Source organism: uncultured Ruminococcus sp., from assembly GCF_934476685.1.
GTDB lineage: Bacteria > Bacillota > Clostridia > Oscillospirales > Ruminococcaceae > Hominimerdicola.
Genome location: NZ_CAKSNX010000002.1, coordinates 241,815 through 260,030, shown reverse-complemented (window position 1 = coordinate 260,030; position 18,216 = coordinate 241,815). Strand labels below are relative to the sequence as shown.

General features: G+C 41.4%; 15 protein-coding genes. 3 read left to right on the top strand and 12 right to left on the bottom strand.

What is annotated here, in order from left to right:
- Positions 1-33: 33 nt before the first annotated feature.
- The 4 genes from tsf to Q0E19_RS03695 all read right to left on the bottom strand — a co-directional run bounded on the left by tsf (position 34) and on the right by Q0E19_RS03695 (position 3,090).
- A complete protein-coding gene (gene tsf, locus Q0E19_RS03710; RefSeq protein WP_294407615.1) occupies positions 34-951 on the bottom strand; it encodes a translation elongation factor Ts in 918 nt (305 codons plus the stop codon).
- A 79-nt stretch (positions 952-1,030) separates the two neighbouring features.
- Complete coding sequence (gene rpsB / locus Q0E19_RS03705; RefSeq protein ID WP_294407612.1) at positions 1,031-1,777, bottom strand: 30S ribosomal protein S2; 747 nt, start codon at positions 1,775-1,777, stop codon at positions 1,031-1,033.
- A gap of 173 nt (positions 1,778-1,950) precedes the next feature.
- Positions 1,951-2,238 (bottom strand): YlmC/YmxH family sporulation protein, encoded by a 288-nt coding sequence (locus tag Q0E19_RS03700; protein WP_294407610.1) that lies wholly within the window; start codon positions 2,236-2,238, stop codon positions 1,951-1,953.
- Between the two features lie 72 nt (positions 2,239-2,310).
- Positions 2,311-3,090, bottom strand: a complete 780-nt coding sequence (locus Q0E19_RS03695) for a sporulation initiation factor Spo0A C-terminal domain-containing protein (protein WP_294407606.1) — start codon at positions 3,088-3,090, stop codon at positions 2,311-2,313.
- Positions 3,091-3,411: 321 nt separating this feature from the next.
- Between Q0E19_RS03695 and Q0E19_RS03690 the strand changes: the two genes are divergently transcribed.
- Complete coding sequence (locus Q0E19_RS03690) at positions 3,412-4,182, top strand: SigB/SigF/SigG family RNA polymerase sigma factor (protein ID WP_294407605.1); 771 nt, start codon at positions 3,412-3,414, stop codon at positions 4,180-4,182.
- Between the two features lie 54 nt (positions 4,183-4,236).
- On the opposite strand, the gene Q0E19_RS03685 is transcribed toward Q0E19_RS03690, so the two are convergent.
- The 6 genes from Q0E19_RS03685 to Q0E19_RS03660 form a co-directional block, all read right to left on the bottom strand.
- Positions 4,237-5,109: a histidinol-phosphatase HisJ family protein gene (locus Q0E19_RS03685; RefSeq protein WP_294407602.1), complete on the bottom strand. Its 873-nt coding sequence runs from the start codon at positions 5,107-5,109 to the stop codon at positions 4,237-4,239.
- 4 nt (positions 5,110-5,113) lie between these two features.
- The gene (locus Q0E19_RS03680) at positions 5,114-5,905 is read right to left on the bottom strand and encodes a sugar phosphate isomerase/epimerase (protein ID WP_294407600.1); all 792 of its coding nucleotides are present in this window, start codon (positions 5,903-5,905) and stop codon (positions 5,114-5,116) included.
- A gap of 65 nt (positions 5,906-5,970) precedes the next feature.
- Complete coding sequence (locus Q0E19_RS03675; protein ID WP_294407597.1) at positions 5,971-7,326, bottom strand: PFL family protein; 1,356 nt, start codon at positions 7,324-7,326, stop codon at positions 5,971-5,973.
- Between the two features lie 18 nt (positions 7,327-7,344).
- On the bottom strand, positions 7,345-7,614 hold the full coding sequence (locus Q0E19_RS03670; RefSeq protein WP_294407594.1) for an ACT domain-containing protein: 270 nt from the start codon (positions 7,612-7,614) through the stop codon (positions 7,345-7,347).
- A 117-nt stretch (positions 7,615-7,731) separates the two neighbouring features.
- Entirely contained in the window at positions 7,732-11,520 is a 3,789-nt protein-coding gene (locus tag Q0E19_RS03665) for a lectin like domain-containing protein (protein WP_294407590.1), read from the bottom strand.
- Between the two features lie 13 nt (positions 11,521-11,533).
- Entirely contained in the window at positions 11,534-12,691 is a 1,158-nt protein-coding gene (locus Q0E19_RS03660) for a nucleotidyltransferase family protein (RefSeq protein ID WP_294407588.1), read from the bottom strand.
- Between the two features lie 194 nt (positions 12,692-12,885).
- On the opposite strand from Q0E19_RS03660, the gene Q0E19_RS03655 reads away from it, so the two are divergent.
- A complete protein-coding gene (locus Q0E19_RS03655; RefSeq protein ID WP_294407586.1) occupies positions 12,886-14,085 on the top strand; it encodes an acetate kinase in 1,200 nt (399 codons plus the stop codon).
- Between the two features lie 63 nt (positions 14,086-14,148).
- On the opposite strand, the gene pap is transcribed toward Q0E19_RS03655, so the two are convergent.
- A complete protein-coding gene (pap, locus tag Q0E19_RS03650) occupies positions 14,149-15,660 on the bottom strand; it encodes a polyphosphate:AMP phosphotransferase (protein ID WP_294407584.1) in 1,512 nt (503 codons plus the stop codon).
- A gap of 228 nt (positions 15,661-15,888) precedes the next feature.
- Here pap and Q0E19_RS03645 point away from each other — a divergent pair, with 228 nt between their 5' ends.
- Positions 15,889-16,923, top strand: a complete 1,035-nt coding sequence (locus Q0E19_RS03645) for a hypothetical protein (protein WP_294407583.1) — start codon at positions 15,889-15,891, stop codon at positions 16,921-16,923.
- A gap of 99 nt (positions 16,924-17,022) precedes the next feature.
- Here the strand turns inward: Q0E19_RS03645 and Q0E19_RS03640 are convergent, their stop codons facing one another.
- Positions 17,023-17,841, bottom strand: coding sequence for a 4'-phosphopantetheinyl transferase superfamily protein (locus Q0E19_RS03640; RefSeq protein ID WP_294407582.1), 819 nt, complete (start codon positions 17,839-17,841; stop codon positions 17,023-17,025).
- Between the last annotated feature and the right edge of the window lie 375 nt (positions 17,842-18,216).

Below are 18,216 nucleotides of genomic sequence, written 5' to 3'. Positions count from 1 at the left end.
GCTTTTACACCTGCCGCTTAAATATTGCAAAAATTACTTGATCATTGAAGCGATCTCGTCAGCGAAATTGTCTTCCTTCTTCTCAATGCCTTCGCCACGCTCAAAACGTACAACGTCAGCGATCGTGATAGTGCCGCCAAGCTTCTTAGCCTCTGCGTCAACATAACCCTGAACTGAAAGCTTATCATCCTTAACGAATGCCTGCTCGAGGAGGCAGTTTTCCTTATAGTACTTTCCAACCTTACCCTCAACGATCTTAGCCTTTACCTGCTCAGGCTTGTTAGCCATCTTAGGATCTTCTGACATCTGAGCGAGCATGATCTCCTTCTCCTTCTCAAGAACCTCAGCAGGAACCTGTGAACGATCAAGATATGCTGGGTTAAGAGCAGCAGACTGCATAGCTACGTCCTTACCGATAGCTGCAACAGCGTCAGCAGCAAGGTCTGTATCCATCTTAACGAGTACGCCGATGCTTCCGCCGTTATGAACGTATGAAGCAAGCTTTCCTTCGAGTCTTACGAAACGACGGATAACGATGTTCTCTCTGATCTTCATGCCTGCGAGTTCTGTAAGAGCCTCGTCAACAGTAGCTGAACCGCCGCTGATCTTTGTTGCCTTAAGAGCGTCAACATCAGCTGGATCAGCCTCGATGATCGTATTAGCAACAGCTGAAACGAATGACTTGAAGTCATCTGTGTTAGCTGCAAAGTCTGTTTCTGTGTTTACTTCAACGAGTACGCCAACTTCGCCGTTTACAACAGCAGCTACCATACCCTCAGCAGCAGCTCTGCCGCTCTTCTTAGCCTGAGTAGCGAGTCCCTTTTCTCTGAGTGTTTCAATAGCCTTATCCATATCGCCGTCAGCCTCTACAAGAGCCTTCTTGCAGTCCATCATACCAACGCCGGTAGCTGTCATAAGTTCCTTAATTTCCTGTACGGATACCTTACCCATTTTATATTCCTCCAAATCGTATACTTAATCAAGATAAGGCAGACAAATATTTTTAATTGCCTGCCTTGAAAAGTTCTTATTACTCAGCAGTTTCTTCGGTCTCTTCAACCTTTTCTGCTTCTTCAGCGGAAGCCTCAGCGTCTTCGCCCTGTCTGCCTTCGATGATTGCGTTAGCCATGCAGCCAGCGATGAGCTTTACTGCTCTGATAGCGTCGTCGTTACCAGGGATAACATAGTCAACATCGTCAGGATCACAGTTTGTATCTACGATAGCTACAACTGGGATACCGAGCTTCTTAGCCTCAGCTACTGCGATCTTTTCCTTTCTTGGGTCAACAACAAAAAGTGCGCCAGGGAGCTTCTTCATGTTCTTGATACCGCCGAGGAACTTCTCGAGCTTTTCAATTTCAAGCTTGAGCTTTGTAACTTCCTTCTTAGGGAGAAGGTCGAATGTGCCGTCCTCTTCCATAGCGTGGAGCTGCTCAAGTCTCTTTATTCTCTGTTCGATAGTCTTGAAGTTTGTCATCATACCGCCGAGCCATCTAGCGTTTACATAGTGTGCATTAGCTCTGAGGGCTTCTTCCTTAACAGAATCGCCAGCCTGCTTCTTTGTACCTACGAAGAGAACTTCGCCGCCGTTAGCTGATACTTCACGAATGAACATATAAGCTTCTTCAAGCTTCTTAACTGTCTTCTGAAGATCGATGATGTAAATTCCGTTTCTTTCTGTGAAAATGTATGGTGCCATTTTCGGGTTCCATCTTCTTGTCTGGTGACCAAAGTGTACGCCAGCTTCAAGAAGCTGCTTCATTGATACTACTCCCATTGTAGTAACCTCCTGTTTGGTTTTATTTCCGCTTATGCGGTTTACTTATCCTCCGGACGTCTTGACTTGCTTTCACCCTGAACTTTATCAGGGACCAACAGCAAAAGCCGTCCGTGCGAATTGCTTTAATATTATATCATACTTTCACCGATATTTCAAGAGCTTACAGAAATTTATTTTAACAAATCGTCGATCTTACAGCTTATATTTTTTGTGCATTTTGCATCATCAAAGTTCACAAGAATAGTATCCTCGCCTATAAGACTTATATTACTGCACTTTATAACTATATCCTCATCTCTGCCCATTATGCCGAAAGCCCTTGATCTGCCGTATACGATTATGGAAACTACGTTGCTGTTCGATGTATCCAGTTCTATATCATCGGCATATCCGATCTTAAGTCCTGTTTTGATATTGACTATCTCTTTATTTCTCAGACTGGAAAAGCTGCATATCATAACAAATCACCTGCAAATCAAATAATTTTGCGGAGATACCGCTTATGATATCATATTCCCATTGCAGCTTGTCTAATTACCGTTTTCTCTGTAATATTTATCAAAATACTCTCGATATTTTATATAGAGGCAGTCTGATATGTTCAATATAAACTCAGAATTTGTTGGCTTTTTATCCATTGCAAAGCATTCGGGAAAATACTTCTTTCTCACATAGTCGGGAGCATTCTTCCACATACTTTGTATGGCAAGCCTTATGCTTCTTTCAACTCTTGCAGCGGTCACACCGTAATGCTCTGCGGTATGGGGATAGACTACGCCCTGCATATTTACCCTTCTGCTGCGTTCAAACAGAAGATACATTACAGAATCTATAATATATGAACAGCCGCTGCGTGAAGAAAACAGTCTGAATTCTTTAAGTATTTCATATATTTCCGAACGGACTACTGTTTTAAAGCCTGCTGCGTCAAGCGGGGCATTCTCGCAGAGATATTTCATATGGCAGGCAATGGTCGAACAATTATACGGTGACGGAACACTTATGTCAACGCCTATTCCGGTCAGCTGCTCGATCACCTCATTATCCTCGTATGTATATATATTGTACAATATCGGAAAATGTTTTTCGCCACGAACGTCACTTACGATTTTCCGCACCTCGGAAACACCAAGCTTATTGCCGTCAAACACAACGATCGACGGTTTCAGATGCATGATATCTACCTGTATATCAACAGTTTTGTTTTTGCACAAAGAAACCAGAAATCCGAAATCTATAAGCTGATTTTCCAGATTTCTGTACTGTCCGTCATAATCCTGAGCGATCAGGATAGTATATTCTGAGAACATTATTCTCGCTCCTTGGATATGTTTTACTATACTTATAATTTGATTATAGCAAATTCAAACCGGATTATCAATGATTTATCCGATTATTAACAGCTAATACTTTTTTAGTTTACTGTTTTATATTCGGCGGTTTAAAGTAATTTAATAAATGTCGAACATTGCGCCATTATCCATTAATTTGCATTTTTAAGTTATGTGGAATATGATACCAGAATTTTTTCTGCATACTATGAGATATGGCAGGCAATAATTATATTAAACAAATCAAACCGACAGAAAAGATATGACGCACTAAAAAAAGTTAATTGTGCAGGTGTTGATATGCAATATAATAAAGTAGAGATCAGCGGCATAAATACCAATGATCTGAAAACTATCAAGGAATCGGAAAAGATCGAACTGCTTAAAAAGGCTCACAGTGGAGACAGGGCAGCAAGAGAAGAACTTATAAACTGCAATCTGAGATTAGTCCTCAGCGTACTTCAGAAATTCACAGGGCGGAGCGACTCCCCCGACGATCTTTTTCAGGTGGGAGTTATCGGTCTTATCAAGGCGATAGACAATTTTGACACATCATTAGATGTAAAATTTTCGACCTATGCTGTGCCAATGATATCGGGAGAGGTGAAAAGATTTCTGCGTGATTACCGCCCTATGCGTGTAAGCCGCTCTCTCCGTGATCTTGCGTACAAGGCTATGCAGGCTAAGGAGGCATATATCTGTCAGCATCAATGCGAACCCACAGTAGATCAGATAGCAGAGATCATTGGTGAAAAACGTGCTGATGTTGTTACAGCTATCGAATCGGTAACGGACCCTGTTTCCCTTTACGAACCTGTTTACTCTGACGCCGGGGACGCATTATACATTCTCGATCAGGTGGGAGATAATGATGATGACAAAAGCTGGCTGGACGAGCTTACAGTTAAAGAAGCCATAAGCAATCTTCTGCCGAGAGAGAAAAATATACTTTACCTGCGCTTTTTTCAAGGCAGGACGCAGGTGGAAGTTGCCAAGCAGATAGGCATTTCGCAGGCGCAAGTATCAAGACTTGAAAAAAGTGCGCTCAACAGAATAAAGTCACAGCTTTAGTCTAAGCAAAAGCTGTAAAAAGCCGCTCGGATATATCCTCCGAACGGCTTGCTGTTATATTTTTATAAATTCAGGCTTATGCTTTTCAAAGCAGGCAAGATATTTAAAGCCCGCAGTTTCAGCAAGCTCTATACCTTCTGAGATACCTTTTCCGAGGTCTTTTACGCAGTGCGCATCTGAACCCACAGTGATTATCTCGCCGCCAAGTTCTTTATACAGGCGGACATATTTTTCATCAGGGAAGGTCTTTCCGTATTTTTGTCTTAAGCCGGAAGTGTTTATCTCAATTCCCTTGACGTTATTGATGATAGTCTTGAATATTTCTCTTATGATTTCATCATATGAAGAGAGGTCTATATCTATTCCATATTCGCCGCAGATATATCTCAGCGGATAGGTAAGATGACCGAGAACATCAAACTTTCCCCATTTGCACATTTCAAGCATTTGTTCAAAATAGTCATCAAGGAGTTTGTATATCTCAGCTTTAGTCATAGAGTCATATTTAAGGTAGTAAAAATCATTTTCTCCTCTGTTCTGATGATGAGAACCGATTATAAAATCCAGATCCTTGTCAGAGGCAATAGTTTCGGCATTTTCTATATCCTGCAAAGGCTGACCAAGCTCTATGCCGATGATTATTTTCACACCGTTAAGTTTGCTTTTAAGATGTTCTTTGAGCCTTTTCTGCTCAGTAATGCTATCAATGGAATATTTTCCGCTGCCGTACATCATCATATCGTCCTGAGGTATATTATCCCTTTTATAATGCTCCACAGGATACCAGAAGTTGCAGTCGCAGTGATCCGTCAAGGCATAGTAAGACAAGCCTATCTCACTTGCACGTTTATACATAAGTTCAGCGCTGTCCGCAGCATCGGGGGAAAAGCTGCTGTGGGTATGCATATCCATAATCAGTCTGTTCATAGCATTACACCTCTTTTTTTATAAGTTCATACTGCTGAGTTAAAAATCTGCCTGCTTTTGCAGCCTCGCTGACAAAGGTTTCATATGTGGTTTCATCATACAGATTTGATTTTCCCATATACAGCTCCAGCGACATTGCTCCGCTGTAATCCACAGCTGCAAGCTTATGGAGAAACGCACTATAATCTATATTTCCGTCATAGGGTATAAGATGTCCGTCGGTCAAGCCGTCATTATCGTGGATATGAAGTCCGCTCAGTTTGTCAGAAAATTTGCTCAGGCAGTCTGTGCCTTTTGAGAAACAATTTTCGTGACCTATATCATAGCAAAATCTCACACGCTCGCTCTCACCGAACTCATTGAATATGGTATCAAGGAACTGCGGCATTTGTATATTTTCAAAAAGAAGATCCACTCCCCTTTTCTCAGCATGATCGACAAGCTTACTAAAGTTCACAAAACCAAATTTTGTGGGTTCAAAAGGCTTTATACCGTCTGTGGGGTGTATGACCATTTTTCTGATACCATTTTTCCCGCATATGTCTATACATTCAAGAGTACGGTCGAGAATATACTCACTTACATCACAGATATTCCACAGTGCATTCATTCTGTCAAATGGAGAATGAACATTTTCAATCTCCAGTCCGAATTTATCGGCAGTTTCATACTGAGTATATTTCAATCCTTCGGAGAATCCCAGCATGATTCCGTCAAAGCCGCTGTTCTTTATCAGCAGCAGTCTTTCCTCAAAGGATATCTTATATGTAAAGTCCGCATAAATATTAAGCTTCATATGATTCCTCAATTCTAAAAAATCGGGGAGAAACGAATATGTTCCTCCCCTGTGAAAATGTGATATCAGTTTTTAAGTGAATGCAGCGGTGCAGGGATCTGTCCGCCACGATTGATGAATTTGCTTGCAGATTCTTTCTTAAGCGGCATTACAGGTCCGCAGCCGAAAAGTCCGCCCCAGTCAAGTTCTTCACCGACTTCCTTGCCGATAGCAGGGATAACTCTTACTGCCGTTGTCTTGCAGTTTACCATACCGATAGCAGCCTCGTCAGCGATGATAGCTGAAAGTGTATCGGCAGGAGTATCACCAGGAACAACGATCATATCAAGACCAACTGAGCATACAGCTGTCATAGCTTCAAGCTTTTCGATACAGAGCGTACCGCTCTTTGCAGCGTCTATCATTCCTGCGTCCTCAGAAACAGGGATAAATGCGCCTGAAAGTCCGCCTATTCTTGAGCAAGCCATTACTCCGCCCTTCTTAACTGCGTCATTAAGGAGAGCAAGTGTAGCGGTAGTTCCGTGAGTACCGCACTTTTCAAGTCCGATCTCCTCAAGGATATGTGCAACAGAGTCGCCGACAGCAGGAGTCGGAGCAAGTGAAAGGTCAACGATACCGAATGGTACGCCGAGCCTTTCAGAAGCGATAGTTCCTACAAGCTGACCTACTCTTGTTATCTTGAATGAGATATCCTTGATAACGTCAGAGATCTTAGTGATATCAGCGTCAGGATACTTTGCAAGAGCTGCTCTTACAACTCCAGGACCTGATACGCCGACATTTATCATGCACTCAGGTTCGCCAACACCGTGGAAAGCACCTGCCATAAACGGGTTATCCTCAACTGCATTACAGAATACAACGAGCTTTGCTGCACCGAAACAAGCAGAATCAATGGTCTTTTCAGCACATTCTTTGATAATGCCGCCCATCATTTTTACAGCGTCGAGGTTGATGCCAGTTTTAGTTGAACCGATATTTACGGAAGAACATACTCTTTCGGTTTCTGCAAGAGCCTGTGGGATAGACTTTATAAGCTCGATATCTCCGTCAGAAAATCCCTTAGGCACAAGTGCGGAATATCCTCCGATAAGGTTTACGCCAACAGCCTTTGCAGCATCGTCCATTGCGTGTGCAAATTTCACAGGTGAACATTTGCAGGCAGCAGAGATTATAGCGATAGGTGTAACGGAAATTCTCTTGTTAATGATCGGTATGCCAAGTTCCTTTTCGATCTGCTCACCTACTTCGACAAGACGTGCAGCCTTTGTTGTGATCTTGTTATATACCTTTTCGCAAGCCTTATCTATATCGCTGTCGATACAGTCAAGGAGCGAGATACCCATTGTTATTGTACGGATATCAAGACATTCGTCCTGAATCATACGAATGGTTTCAAGTACGTCATATGTATTTATCATCTGTCAGAAGTCCTCTCATTAAATATGGTGCATACAGTTGAATATATCCTCATGCATTGTATGGATCTTAACGCCCATACTGTCGCCAAGCTCGGTAAGAGCATCAGACAAAGATGCAAAATCCGAATTGAGCTTAGATATATCAACTACCATTATCATAGCAAAAAGCTCCTGAAGTATTGACTGAGTAACTTCCTCAACGTTTGCATTAAATTCAGCGCACTTTGTGCTTACCTTTGCGAGGATACCTACTGTATCCTTACCAATAACTGTAACAACAGCTCTCATAAATCTATACCAGCCTTTCTGATCTAAGTATTGCTTTTAATATTATAACACATATAATCAATTTTGCCAATAGCTTTATTATGAATATTAAAGTAATTGATTTACTTCAATAAACTTTTAAAGTTCTGCAACAACGGCTTCTGACGCTTTTCCAAAAGCCTTTATACGTTCGTTTATCTGAGTATAGGCTGTCAGACGGACATAATATGTACTGCCCATGTTAAGCCCGCTCAATGTATATGATGTTTTATCTTTTCCGACAACAGTCTTATATCTGCTGTTTCGGAAATTTTCATTATCGCTGTACTCGATGCGGTATCCGAATGCGCCGTCGATCTCATTCCATGATACGGTCAGCGAACTGTTGCCGATCTTTTCAACTTTAAGATCCTCCGGTCTTTGCGGATAAATAGTGTAGTAAGCAAGTCTTATTCCACTGTAATTCCCCTTGAAGGTTATTTTTGCTATGGCAAGTCCCGTATAGTCATTGTTGATATACTCAACATCAAAGTCAGTACCCTCCTGAACTCTGACATCACCATTATATATATCAGGCAGAACTTCTATTGTCTTGCCCTCATATACATAGCTGCCCATTTCGGAATATGTAAGCTCATCTGATCTTTTCGGGAGAATGTTGAAATCCTTGACAACAGTCCCCTTATAATTTCCTTTGAAGTTTACATTTATATGACCTACGCCTGCGTTGATGTTGTCAGTATAAGTGAAATAATAATCCTTGCTGTAAGTCATTTTTTTGCCGTCCATATATACATCTAAAGACGGACGTATCTCGCTGCCTGTAAAGTATCTTGTGTTGACATAGCCAAGCTTCACATTTTCGGCAGTTTTAGGCTCTATCTTGAATGTTACTGTCTTTACACCCTTGCAGCTGCCCGTTCCTTTTATGACAGCATAGGCTGTTCCTGCTGAAACATTATTTACATAGGATATGCTGTAATGCTCCCCTGCTTTAAGTTTTGCAGAGCCGTATGAAACCTCAAGGTTTTCCTGCGTTTTGGCTGTACCGTCATAGGTACATTCTTCAAAATTATCGACTGTACATTCAGAAAGGTCAACTGACACTACATTATAAACGGCAGATATTACAGTGTCCTCAGTAATATTCTCAGAGCTGCCCTCCCAATGGTCGAACTTAAGTCCTTTGACATATGGTGCGGCAGGTTCTTCGGCATTTTCGCCGTAATTTACGGTCTGAGTTTTTACAGTATTTCCGAAATTATCAAGGTATGTTACTGTAAAAGTCTGCTTTTCCCACTTTGCATAAAGCACGTTATCCTGCGATATATCGGAAAGTACCTCTATTGGTTCAGAAGTAAATTCGCTGTCAGCATACCAGCCTGCAAATACATAACCCTCTCTTTCGGGAGCGGCAAGTTCAACTGTATCACCCTCGTTTACTTCAACAGGGTTATCTTCGCTGTTGACACCACCGTTGAGCTTATATGTTATTGTAAAGCTTTCAGCCTTTACAGCCTTTGCGGTTACTGTTGTATCGGCGGTGAAAATATTATTTTCGCTTATCTGCTCATCATCAAGATACCAGCGGAACTTATATCCGTCATCCGCTTTTACCTGCGGAAATTCTGCCTTGCCCTGTGAGTCTGAATAAGACAAATAAATATCGTCATTTACATTGAAAGTTATCTTATGAACAGGCTCTTTGCCGTAATTTGCAGCCTTTGGTATCTCGTCAAAGCACCAATCTCCACTGTCATATTGCTCTCCGCCAACAGTATTCAGCATATATGCGGTTTCCTTTGTATCATCAGCATACGAATTTGACACAAAGGAATTTTCAGCCAAGCCGAACAATTTTTCTTCGCTGTCGTCAGATTTTGAATTGCCGTAACAGCTGTCTGCTGTGGAGTTTATAAGCTGAGCCGCAATAAGACCGCTTTGCTCTTCTGCAGTGATATTTCCATTAAATCCACAGTGTAAAATATAGGAATCCTCTGCTTTTCCGACTATTGCACCGACATTTTTTCCTGTAAAAAAACTGTCTTTAACAGTAAGGTCGCTTACAACTGAATTACTTGTTATAAGCGGAAAAACGCTTGCTGTGCCGTCAGTATTTACACATTCTATGGAGCTGAGCATATATCCGTTTCCGTCAAAATATCCTTCAAACGCATTGTCATCACTGCCGGCAGGAACAAAATCACAATCAGTAAAATCTATATCATTTTCAAGATATACTATTTTCCCTTTATATGTATTGCCCTCTGCAACGCTTTCGGCAAATTCGTTCCATTCTTCCGCTGTGGAAATGGTTTTACGACTTTCTTTTTTCTCTGCTGCTGAATTTAAAAGCAGACGGCTGTTTCTTACATCTGACACAGAGGCATTTTTATTTGCGGCTGTTTTAAGCGCTTTATTTCTGCTCTTAGCCATTCCTGCGGTTTCGGAATATGAGTCGGCAAGTTCTTTCAAGCCGTCCTTATCTGGTTCAGATACATCGGAAGTATAGGCATTTATATAAATGTTATTATATCCCGAAGTTTTGCAGTCGTACCACTTTCCGCCTGTGGAAACAAAGCTTTCTCCGCTGCCGCTTTGCGATGTACCGCCGCCCTCGCAGAGAATATAGCTGTATGTTCCGCTGTATTCAAGGGTCAGCACGACAGAAAATTTTTCTCCTGCTTTAAGTTTCGGATCATTTTCGGTTTTAACGGTGTAAAATCCGTCACGGCATACACTGCCGCTCATTTGTGATATTCTCTCTCCGCTCTGAGGGGCGGAGCTGTTTGGCGATCTGTAAACAGATATCTTATAGTCAACATTTTCGCCTTTGGTGTTCATAAGAAAGAACGATACTTCGGACAGTGTTTCTTCCTTTTCTGCTGTGAACACATTTGCACCTGTTATAGAATTTTCAGCATAGGCAAGCACCATATTAGTGCCGTTCGTATATGTATAAACATTGTCGGCATTGCTGTTCTCTTCCATTTCATAGGTGCAGAAATATTTCATTTCAGGCTCTTCATAAGAGATGTAGTAGCAGCCGTCCTGTGAAAATCCTCCCCATGAGCCTTTGACGAGCCATGCGCCGTTATTTTCGGGGCGGTTATCCTCTGAGAAATTCTCTCTGCTGTAATCATCGTCCCAGCCTATGATAGTGACAGAATGATTTATCATACTGCTGTTTGGGCAGTAATAGCTTTCATTATCGGCAGAAAAATATTTTTCATTGGTAAAATACGATACCGATACTCCGCCGTTATTCATTACCGCAGCTTTTATATCTGCTGTATTTTCTTTAGGAATGTTCTGAGCCGATCTCAGATGATATTCACACACATCACGCTGCCGGTCAGACAGTTTTGCATTCTCTGCCGTTCCGTCAAGGAAAGGTGCATCGTCCTCATACTCAACACCTGAAAATCTCGACATTGCAAGGGCAGCCGTTATCCAGTTACCGCCGTTCTGATACGGATCATCGACCTTTGTTCCCTCATTGCTGCCTATGGCTGTATTCTGACCGAACCATGTCAGTGCAGATTCAGAAAGGTCAACAGTGCTGTTGGCAAGTCCCTGTGAAACAAGGTTTTGCTCTGCACAAGCGATAGCTGAAAATGCCCAGCAGGACTGTGTTGACTGCTGATTTTTTACAGGCGTTACAGTATTGCTGTTTCTGAGATCAAATGCTGAGGGTAGCTCAGATTCATCAGTCTGAGAATTATCCGCACCTGTATTTTCTTCCGACAGGCGCATTTCTTTCAAGGGTTTTTCAGCCTGCTCAATAGAATAGCTCATATTTCCCTGTGAAAAAGAGATATCCAGAGTTTTAGGCTCAGCATTTTCCCCTATATCCACAGCATACACTGAGGACATACACACTAACAAGGCTGTTGTAAATGCAGCAGCACGGCTCATAAACTTCATTTCAATGCCTCCATTATCCTATTATTTTTATTTTTTTCTTATAATCATTTATGCGTTCTGTATTTTGGCTATTGATGCACATTTGCTGCAATGCAGACGCTTTAAGCTCCAGCGAACATATCCTGCGGCTATGCTCAGACAGATTTTCAAGTCTGCTGAGAGATGTATCATAGGTCAGCGTTCTGTTGGACGCTTTTGAAAGTATTTCTGTTCCTCTTTTATTAAACGCCAATATCCTGCCGTAAGGCACAGGCTTTATATCTTCGCACCTCACACCGAGAACAAGGTGTAACAACATTCTTCTTACCCTTGCCATTGTAATATTACGGCTCTTGAATTTCTGACAGAAATCAGCCGCAGAGGTGCAATTCTCACGGACAGCCATAAATCGGTTTATCATATTTTCGTTCATATCGGGCAGCAGAGAAAGCTCATCTCTGTCGGCTGTAAGTATCTTATATAGAAATATCCTGTCAGCACAGCGGATATCATAGACCGTACTTTCAGGAACATAAGGCATAAATCCGCCCGCATTTTCTGAATTGCATAGCAGACTTCTTATATAAGACGCACTGGCCATTGAATTTTCAGCTGTATGGCTGTCATGGTCGCTGCCTGATCTTTTTACACAGTTCGGTTTTATCCACTCCGCAAGATCGTTAACGGCTTTTATATACTCTACCGCAAGCACATTATTCGGCTTTGAAAAGATCTCCCCCAAGCCTGCCTTTTCCGCAGCTTTTGCAACTGCAAGAGGATATGACGCTCCCGCTGAAAGCAGTTTTTTTACTTCATCAGACTCTTCAAGTTCAGCTGAAAGTTTTGCAGCCTGTTCAAGCTGACTTATATCCTCATTCTCACAGCCGAAAGATATCATATCCACAGTCCCCTCGCCCAGTCCTGCAAGGAGCTGAACTGCCGCTCTGGCAAAGACTTCCCCGTTTGAGCATGAATAAGGCGCAGGCAGCTCTATAACAAGATCAGCTCCGTTTTCCACCGCTTTCTGCGCTCTGTAATACTTATTGAAAACAGCTATATCGCCACGCTGAACAGAACAGCCGCTCATCACCGAAACGATATGAGTTGCCCCTGCTTTTCTTGTCTGCATTATCTGATATTTATGACCGTTATGAAAAGGATTGTACTCAGCCACAATGCCTGCTGTCAGCATATATGCCTCCCTGAATATAAGTTAAAATATTACGAAAGATAAAAACATTCACTATAAAATTGTGCAATATGTATATTTAAGTCAAACGCACTTGAAATTTCTTTAAAATACTGATATACTATTAGTATATGATATTATGGACTTAAAGTCAAGTCCATTATACCACAATCTTTTTCGGAAGGAGATAATTTCCAATGAAAATTTTAGTAGTAAACGCAGGTTCATCTTCACTTAAGTATCAGCTCCTCGATATGACGGACGAGTCCGTTATCGCAAAGGGTAACTGCGACCGTATCGGCGTAGACGGTCATGTAAGCGCTAAGACAGGCGACGGCAGACACCTTGAGGCTGACTGCAACTTCCCTACTCACACAGAGGCTTTTGAAAAGCTCGTTGAGGTCCTTACAACAGGTGAAACAAAGGTGATCGACTCTATGTCTGAGATCTCCGCAGTAGGTCACAGAATAGTGCAGGGCGCTGAGGAATTCAAGGAGACCTGCCTCGTTACAGATCAGGTCATCGACGATATCGACAATCTCGCAGAACTTGCTCCTGTACATAACCACCCACACGCACTGGCTCTCAGAGCTTGCAAGGCTGTACTTCCAGAGGGTACTCCACAGGCTGTTGTATTCGATACAGCTTTCCATTCAACAATGCCTAGAAAGGCTTATCTCTATGGTCTTCCATATGAGTGCTATACCGATCTCCATGTAAGAAAGTACGGTTTCCATGGCACATCACACAGATATGTTTCAGGCGAGCTTGCAAAGATCATGGGCAAGCCTATTGAAGAACTTAAGATAGTTTCATGCCACCTCGGCAACGGTTCTTCTATCACAGCTATCAACGGCGGCAAGTCTGTTGATACATCAATGGGATTTACTCCTCTTGACGGTCTGGTAATGGGTACAAGATGCGGTTCAGTTGACCCTTCTGCTGTTGACTACGTTGAGAAGAAAATGGGATTTACTCCTGACCAGATGACAGAATACATGAACAAGAAGTCAGGCTTCCTCGGACTTTCAGGAATCGGTTCTGACAACAGAGATATTCAGGCTGCTGCACAGGACGGAAATGAGAGAGCACTCATCGTAAGCGAGATCTTCGCTTATCAGATCAAGAAGTTCATCGGCTCATATGCAGCTGCAATGAACGGTGTTGACGCTGTTATCTTCACAGGCGGTATCGGTGAAAATGCTCCTGAAGTAAGAGCTGCTGCCTGCTCAAATCTTGATGTTCTCGGAATTTCTATCGACGCTGAAAAGAATCTTTGCAGAGGTATCTGCAAGGAGATCTCAACTGACGATTCCAAGACAAAGGTTTACGTTATCCCAACAAATGAAGAACTTCTTATCGCAAGAGATACACTTGCACTTATTTCAAAGAAATAATTTTATCAGATACAGAAGATACAGAAAAATCCGCTGTCAGTTAAGTCAGCGGATTTTTTATGCTTATTTTGCTTGTTCTTCAAGTTTCTTTGAAATACTTTTTGCGATCGTTTTAAGTGCCTTGATGCGGGCATATTTCTTATCGTTGCCCTCTATAACAGTCCACGGTGCAAATTCGGTAGAGGTCTTTTCTATCATTCGGTCTACTGCCTTTTCATACTCGTCCCATTTTTCTCTGTTACGCCAATCCTCATCGGTTATCTTCCAGCGTTTGGACGGAGTATTCTCACGCTCCTTAAATCTGCGGTACTGCTCATCTTTATCAATGTTTATCCAGAACTTGACTATTACAGCGCCCCAATCGCTTAGCTGTTTTTCAAACTCGTTTATCTCCTGATAAGCCATATCGGCACGTTTCTGCGGAGTTATCTTTTCGATAGGCTCTACCATTACTCTGCCGTACCACGTTCTGTCAAAGATAGTAAAGTGACCGTCATTTTCAAGCCTTGTCCAGAAGCGCCACAGATAATGTCTTGCAAGCTCAGACGGTTCGGGTGCAGCTATGGGGTGGACTTCATAACCTCTCGGATCAAGTGCAGAGGCAAGCCTTTTGATATTTCCGCCCTTGCCGCCTGCGTCCCAACCCTCGTAAGCTACGATAACAGGTATCTTTTTCTGATAGCAGATATTCTGCAGTTCAAAAAGCTTATCCTGCCATTTTTTCAGCTGCTTTTCATAGGTTTCATCATCTATTGACTTATCCATATCTATCTCAGCAAGTTTCTGAGTGCTTTCCGTTTTGAATTTTTGTGGGATATTATCTGACAGAGGAAGTTCGGATTTTTCATAATAAGGAGCATTTTTCTCCGCCGCTGCACAGGCGCACTTTATGGCATTAACAACTGTATCAAGCACAGTCAGCTGTGCAGTCGTTTTATCATTTGCAGGAATGATATGCCATACTGCATTGGCGGTATTGGTTTCGGATATCATTTTATCATAATGCTTTAGATATTTGTCATAGTGATCGTGATTAAAACTGTCTGACTTTTCAACTCTCCATGAGGTTATGCTGGAATCAGCAAGCTTTTCAAGCCTTTCTTCCTGCTCGCTCTTTGTGATATGCAGGAAGAATTTTATTATAAGACAGCCGTCGTCTGTAAGCTGACGTTCAAAGGTTTTTATATCGGCTATCCTCTGTTTGCATTGGTGCTTATCTATCTCACCGAGCATATATGCATTTACAGTGTCACGATACCAGCTCCTGTCCAGAAAGAGAAGTTCTCCTTTTTTAGGCAGAGCCTCCCAGTACCTTGTCATCCACGGTTTTCTCTTTTCAGACGCACTGGGCGCACGGAAAGATACCACTCTGAAAAATCTCGGATCAAGGTATTTAATGAGTTTGGCTATCTGAGAACCTTTGCCTGAACATGACCAGCCGTCAAAGGTGATTATGACAGGCAGCTTTCTTTCCTTGATAACATTTTCAAGTTCGGAAAGCTCACAGCGCAGCGCCTCGATAGTCTGCTGAACATCTGATTTTTTAGTCTTTTTCTGTTTTACGTTTTCAAGCATTTTATCATCTCCTGATATATTCTTTAATTCATTATACATAATGTATCCACAAAAGTATATAGTCATTCTGTATAAAAATATAGCTTTTTATTTGTTAATACGGAGTTAATATATGTGATGTATACTATCTAATCATAATATATTATACCCATAAATATAAAGGCAACACCGCACGAGGCACACATAGCGGATTTGCCTTAAACATTTTTGCATTGAAAGGTCTTGGATATGTCCGATAAAAATAATATCGAAAATCAGAATCTTATTCCTGATGACGATTATGAATACGAAAAAAAGCTTGCTGAGGAAGAGCGTTCTCGCCGACTTGCTGAAGAGGAAAAGCTCAGAGAGCAGGCTGAAAATGAAAAGAAGCTTGAACGTCAGCGTGAGAAGGAACGTGAAAAGCGTATCGCTCAGGAAAGGCTGGAACTGCTTCAGCTGAAAAACGGCGTTATTGATGAATCTCAGTCCACTATCAAAGAGGAGCATGAAGAAAAAACAAAGCTCAAAGGTATGGCTTGGATATCAAATTTCTGGTATCATTACAAATACATGATAATATTCATGTCATTTATTGCAGCTGTGGTGATCTTTATAACTTACAGCGAAATAAAGAGAGAACGTCCCGACCTGACTATATTGATGATAGCTGACAACGGACTTGCACAGCGTGACAAAGAGCTGGAAGAGTTTTTTGAAAAGTACACAGACGATACCGATGATAACGGATACGTCCACGTTTCAGTAATAAGTGTGCCGCTCAGTCCTAACAGCGATTATCAGACAGCAAACGCAAACTCTTCAAAGTTTTTTGCTCAACTGCAGGCAGGCGACGCTATGATAGTTATAACCGATTCCAACACGGATGAGGAATATAAAAACCTTATGGATCCTACGCTTGGCGAAGATTTCCCAGGAAACAAATATATTGACGAGCTTGGATTCAGCTTTAATTCAAGAGTAATGGCAGACGAACTAAAGTATGAATATATGCCGAACGATGTGCATATGTCAATCAGATATCCCGCAAAGACTATGGATCTTTCACTTGAAGAGTCACAGGAGAATTACGATAAGAGCTTTGTGGTATTCAAGCGTATAGTTGATGATATCACTCAGAGATGTGAAGAGTCAAATGATCCGGGACTTGAAACTGAGCCGATAAAATATGACACCGACGAAAAGTCCGAAGAAAGCACACAGGACAGCATAAAGGCTGATGAAAAAGACTCATCTACTGTCGGTGCAGGCAACGATCAATAAACTAACTTAAAACTGAATAATAAAAAGATCCTCGTTCAACAGAATCGGGGATCTTTTTATATGTTAATATGTTATGGGAAAATTATTATTTTAATTTGTTTACATCATACTGTAAAGGTTATGATATATTGGCTGACCGCTGGCAATAGATTTATCCTGCGATGAAAGCAGATAACTGCAATACTCCTTAAGGTCATAGTTATTCTCGCCGCTTTCGGTTATCTCGATATTGTATTCCTCAGAATAGATCAATGTGCAGACATAGCCGCTGCTGCGCCATGAAAATGATTTGAATTGGCTGAAATTGCTGAACTTACAGGTGAAACAGCCGTCATTTTCAATAACTTCCGATATTTCAAGAACGTCCTTTTCTGCCTTAAGACCAGTACCGAGAAGCTTTCCGAGGGCCTCCTTTGCTGTCCATAGGACGGTCAGGATAACGTCCTGCTCATTTATAAATGAGGAGAAATCAAGCATCATTTTTTCACGGAATGTGAGCATACTTTTCTCCATTTCCATATTGCGTGGATCAAACTTTTCAACGCCCAGACAAACAGGAAATCTCAGATCAAAGACTGCCGCCGCACCGAGTGATTCAGTATGAGATATGCTTACGTTATACTTATCCGCCCCGACTATAAGAGGTTTGCCGAACACGTCGTTTACTATCGACACAGATTTAGGATCAAGTTCATTTTCAAACTCACCCACAGCGGATTTTGCAGATATCCTGCCCATAAGGTAGCTCTTTTTTCTTTCCTCATTGTCAAAAGAAGAAAAAACTCTGCGCTCATAATCGCTTATCATATTCTTGCTGAAAGCCATAAGCTGTTCTGAGCTTTTTTCTGTTATGATAAATGACACTACTCCCGAAAAGCAATTCTCACCATTTTCAGCTTCGATTTTGAATATCGGCATAATATAAACACGTCTTTCTGTTAGTTAATTAAGTTAATTTCGTATTTACAAGCAAACAATAAAATTAGAATAATTTTTCATATTGTTATAACTTATAATAATATAATACCATATATACGCTGCATATGTCAAGTTTATCACTGCAGATTAATTGAATTTTGTTATGTTTGTATATTTATATAAGTTAATTTTATTGTTTATTCCTAATTGTTAGTTTGTTTATATAAATAGACGATAACTTTTTTATTAACTATGCCGAAAGCTCAAAGTTCATTTATTCTGGATATGCAAAGCTTTCAAAATTATCTTTTATCATTCCATAATTATCATCGAAATTCTACATATATTTCTTTGCATTCAAAAAATCATCTGCAC

Coding starts and splice junctions, on each gene's coding strand:
- Q0E19_RS03690 (WP_294407605.1), top strand. CDS start 3,412: ATGCAATATAATAAAGTAGAGATCAGCGGCATAAATACCAATGATCTG.
- pap (WP_294407584.1), bottom strand. CDS start 15,660: ATGCTTGAAAACGTAAAACAGAAAAAGACTAAAAAATCAGATGTTCAG.
- Q0E19_RS03685 (WP_294407602.1), bottom strand. CDS start 5,109: ATGAACAGACTGATTATGGATATGCATACCCACAGCAGCTTTTCCCCC.
- rpsB (WP_294407612.1), bottom strand. CDS start 1,777: ATGGGAGTAGTATCAATGAAGCAGCTTCTTGAAGCTGGCGTACACTTT.
- Q0E19_RS03680 (WP_294407600.1), bottom strand. CDS start 5,905: ATGAAGCTTAATATTTATGCGGACTTTACATATAAGATATCCTTTGAG.
- Q0E19_RS03665 (WP_294407590.1), bottom strand. CDS start 11,520: ATGAAGTTTATGAGCCGTGCTGCTGCATTTACAACAGCCTTGTTAGTG.
- Q0E19_RS03675 (WP_294407597.1), bottom strand. CDS start 7,326: ATGATAAATACATATGACGTACTTGAAACCATTCGTATGATTCAGGAC.
- Q0E19_RS03700 (WP_294407610.1), bottom strand. CDS start 2,238: ATGATATGCAGCTTTTCCAGTCTGAGAAATAAAGAGATAGTCAATATC.
- Q0E19_RS03695 (WP_294407606.1), bottom strand. CDS start 3,090: ATGTTCTCAGAATATACTATCCTGATCGCTCAGGATTATGACGGACAG.
- Q0E19_RS03655 (WP_294407586.1), top strand. CDS start 12,886: ATGAAAATTTTAGTAGTAAACGCAGGTTCATCTTCACTTAAGTATCAG.
- Q0E19_RS03660 (WP_294407588.1), bottom strand. CDS start 12,691: ATGCTGACAGCAGGCATTGTGGCTGAGTACAATCCTTTTCATAACGGT.
- Q0E19_RS03640 (WP_294407582.1), bottom strand. CDS start 17,841: ATGCCGATATTCAAAATCGAAGCTGAAAATGGTGAGAATTGCTTTTCG.
- tsf (WP_294407615.1), bottom strand. CDS start 951: ATGGGTAAGGTATCCGTACAGGAAATTAAGGAACTTATGACAGCTACC.
- Q0E19_RS03645 (WP_294407583.1), top strand. CDS start 15,889: ATGTCCGATAAAAATAATATCGAAAATCAGAATCTTATTCCTGATGAC.
- Q0E19_RS03670 (WP_294407594.1), bottom strand. CDS start 7,614: ATGAGAGCTGTTGTTACAGTTATTGGTAAGGATACAGTAGGTATCCTC.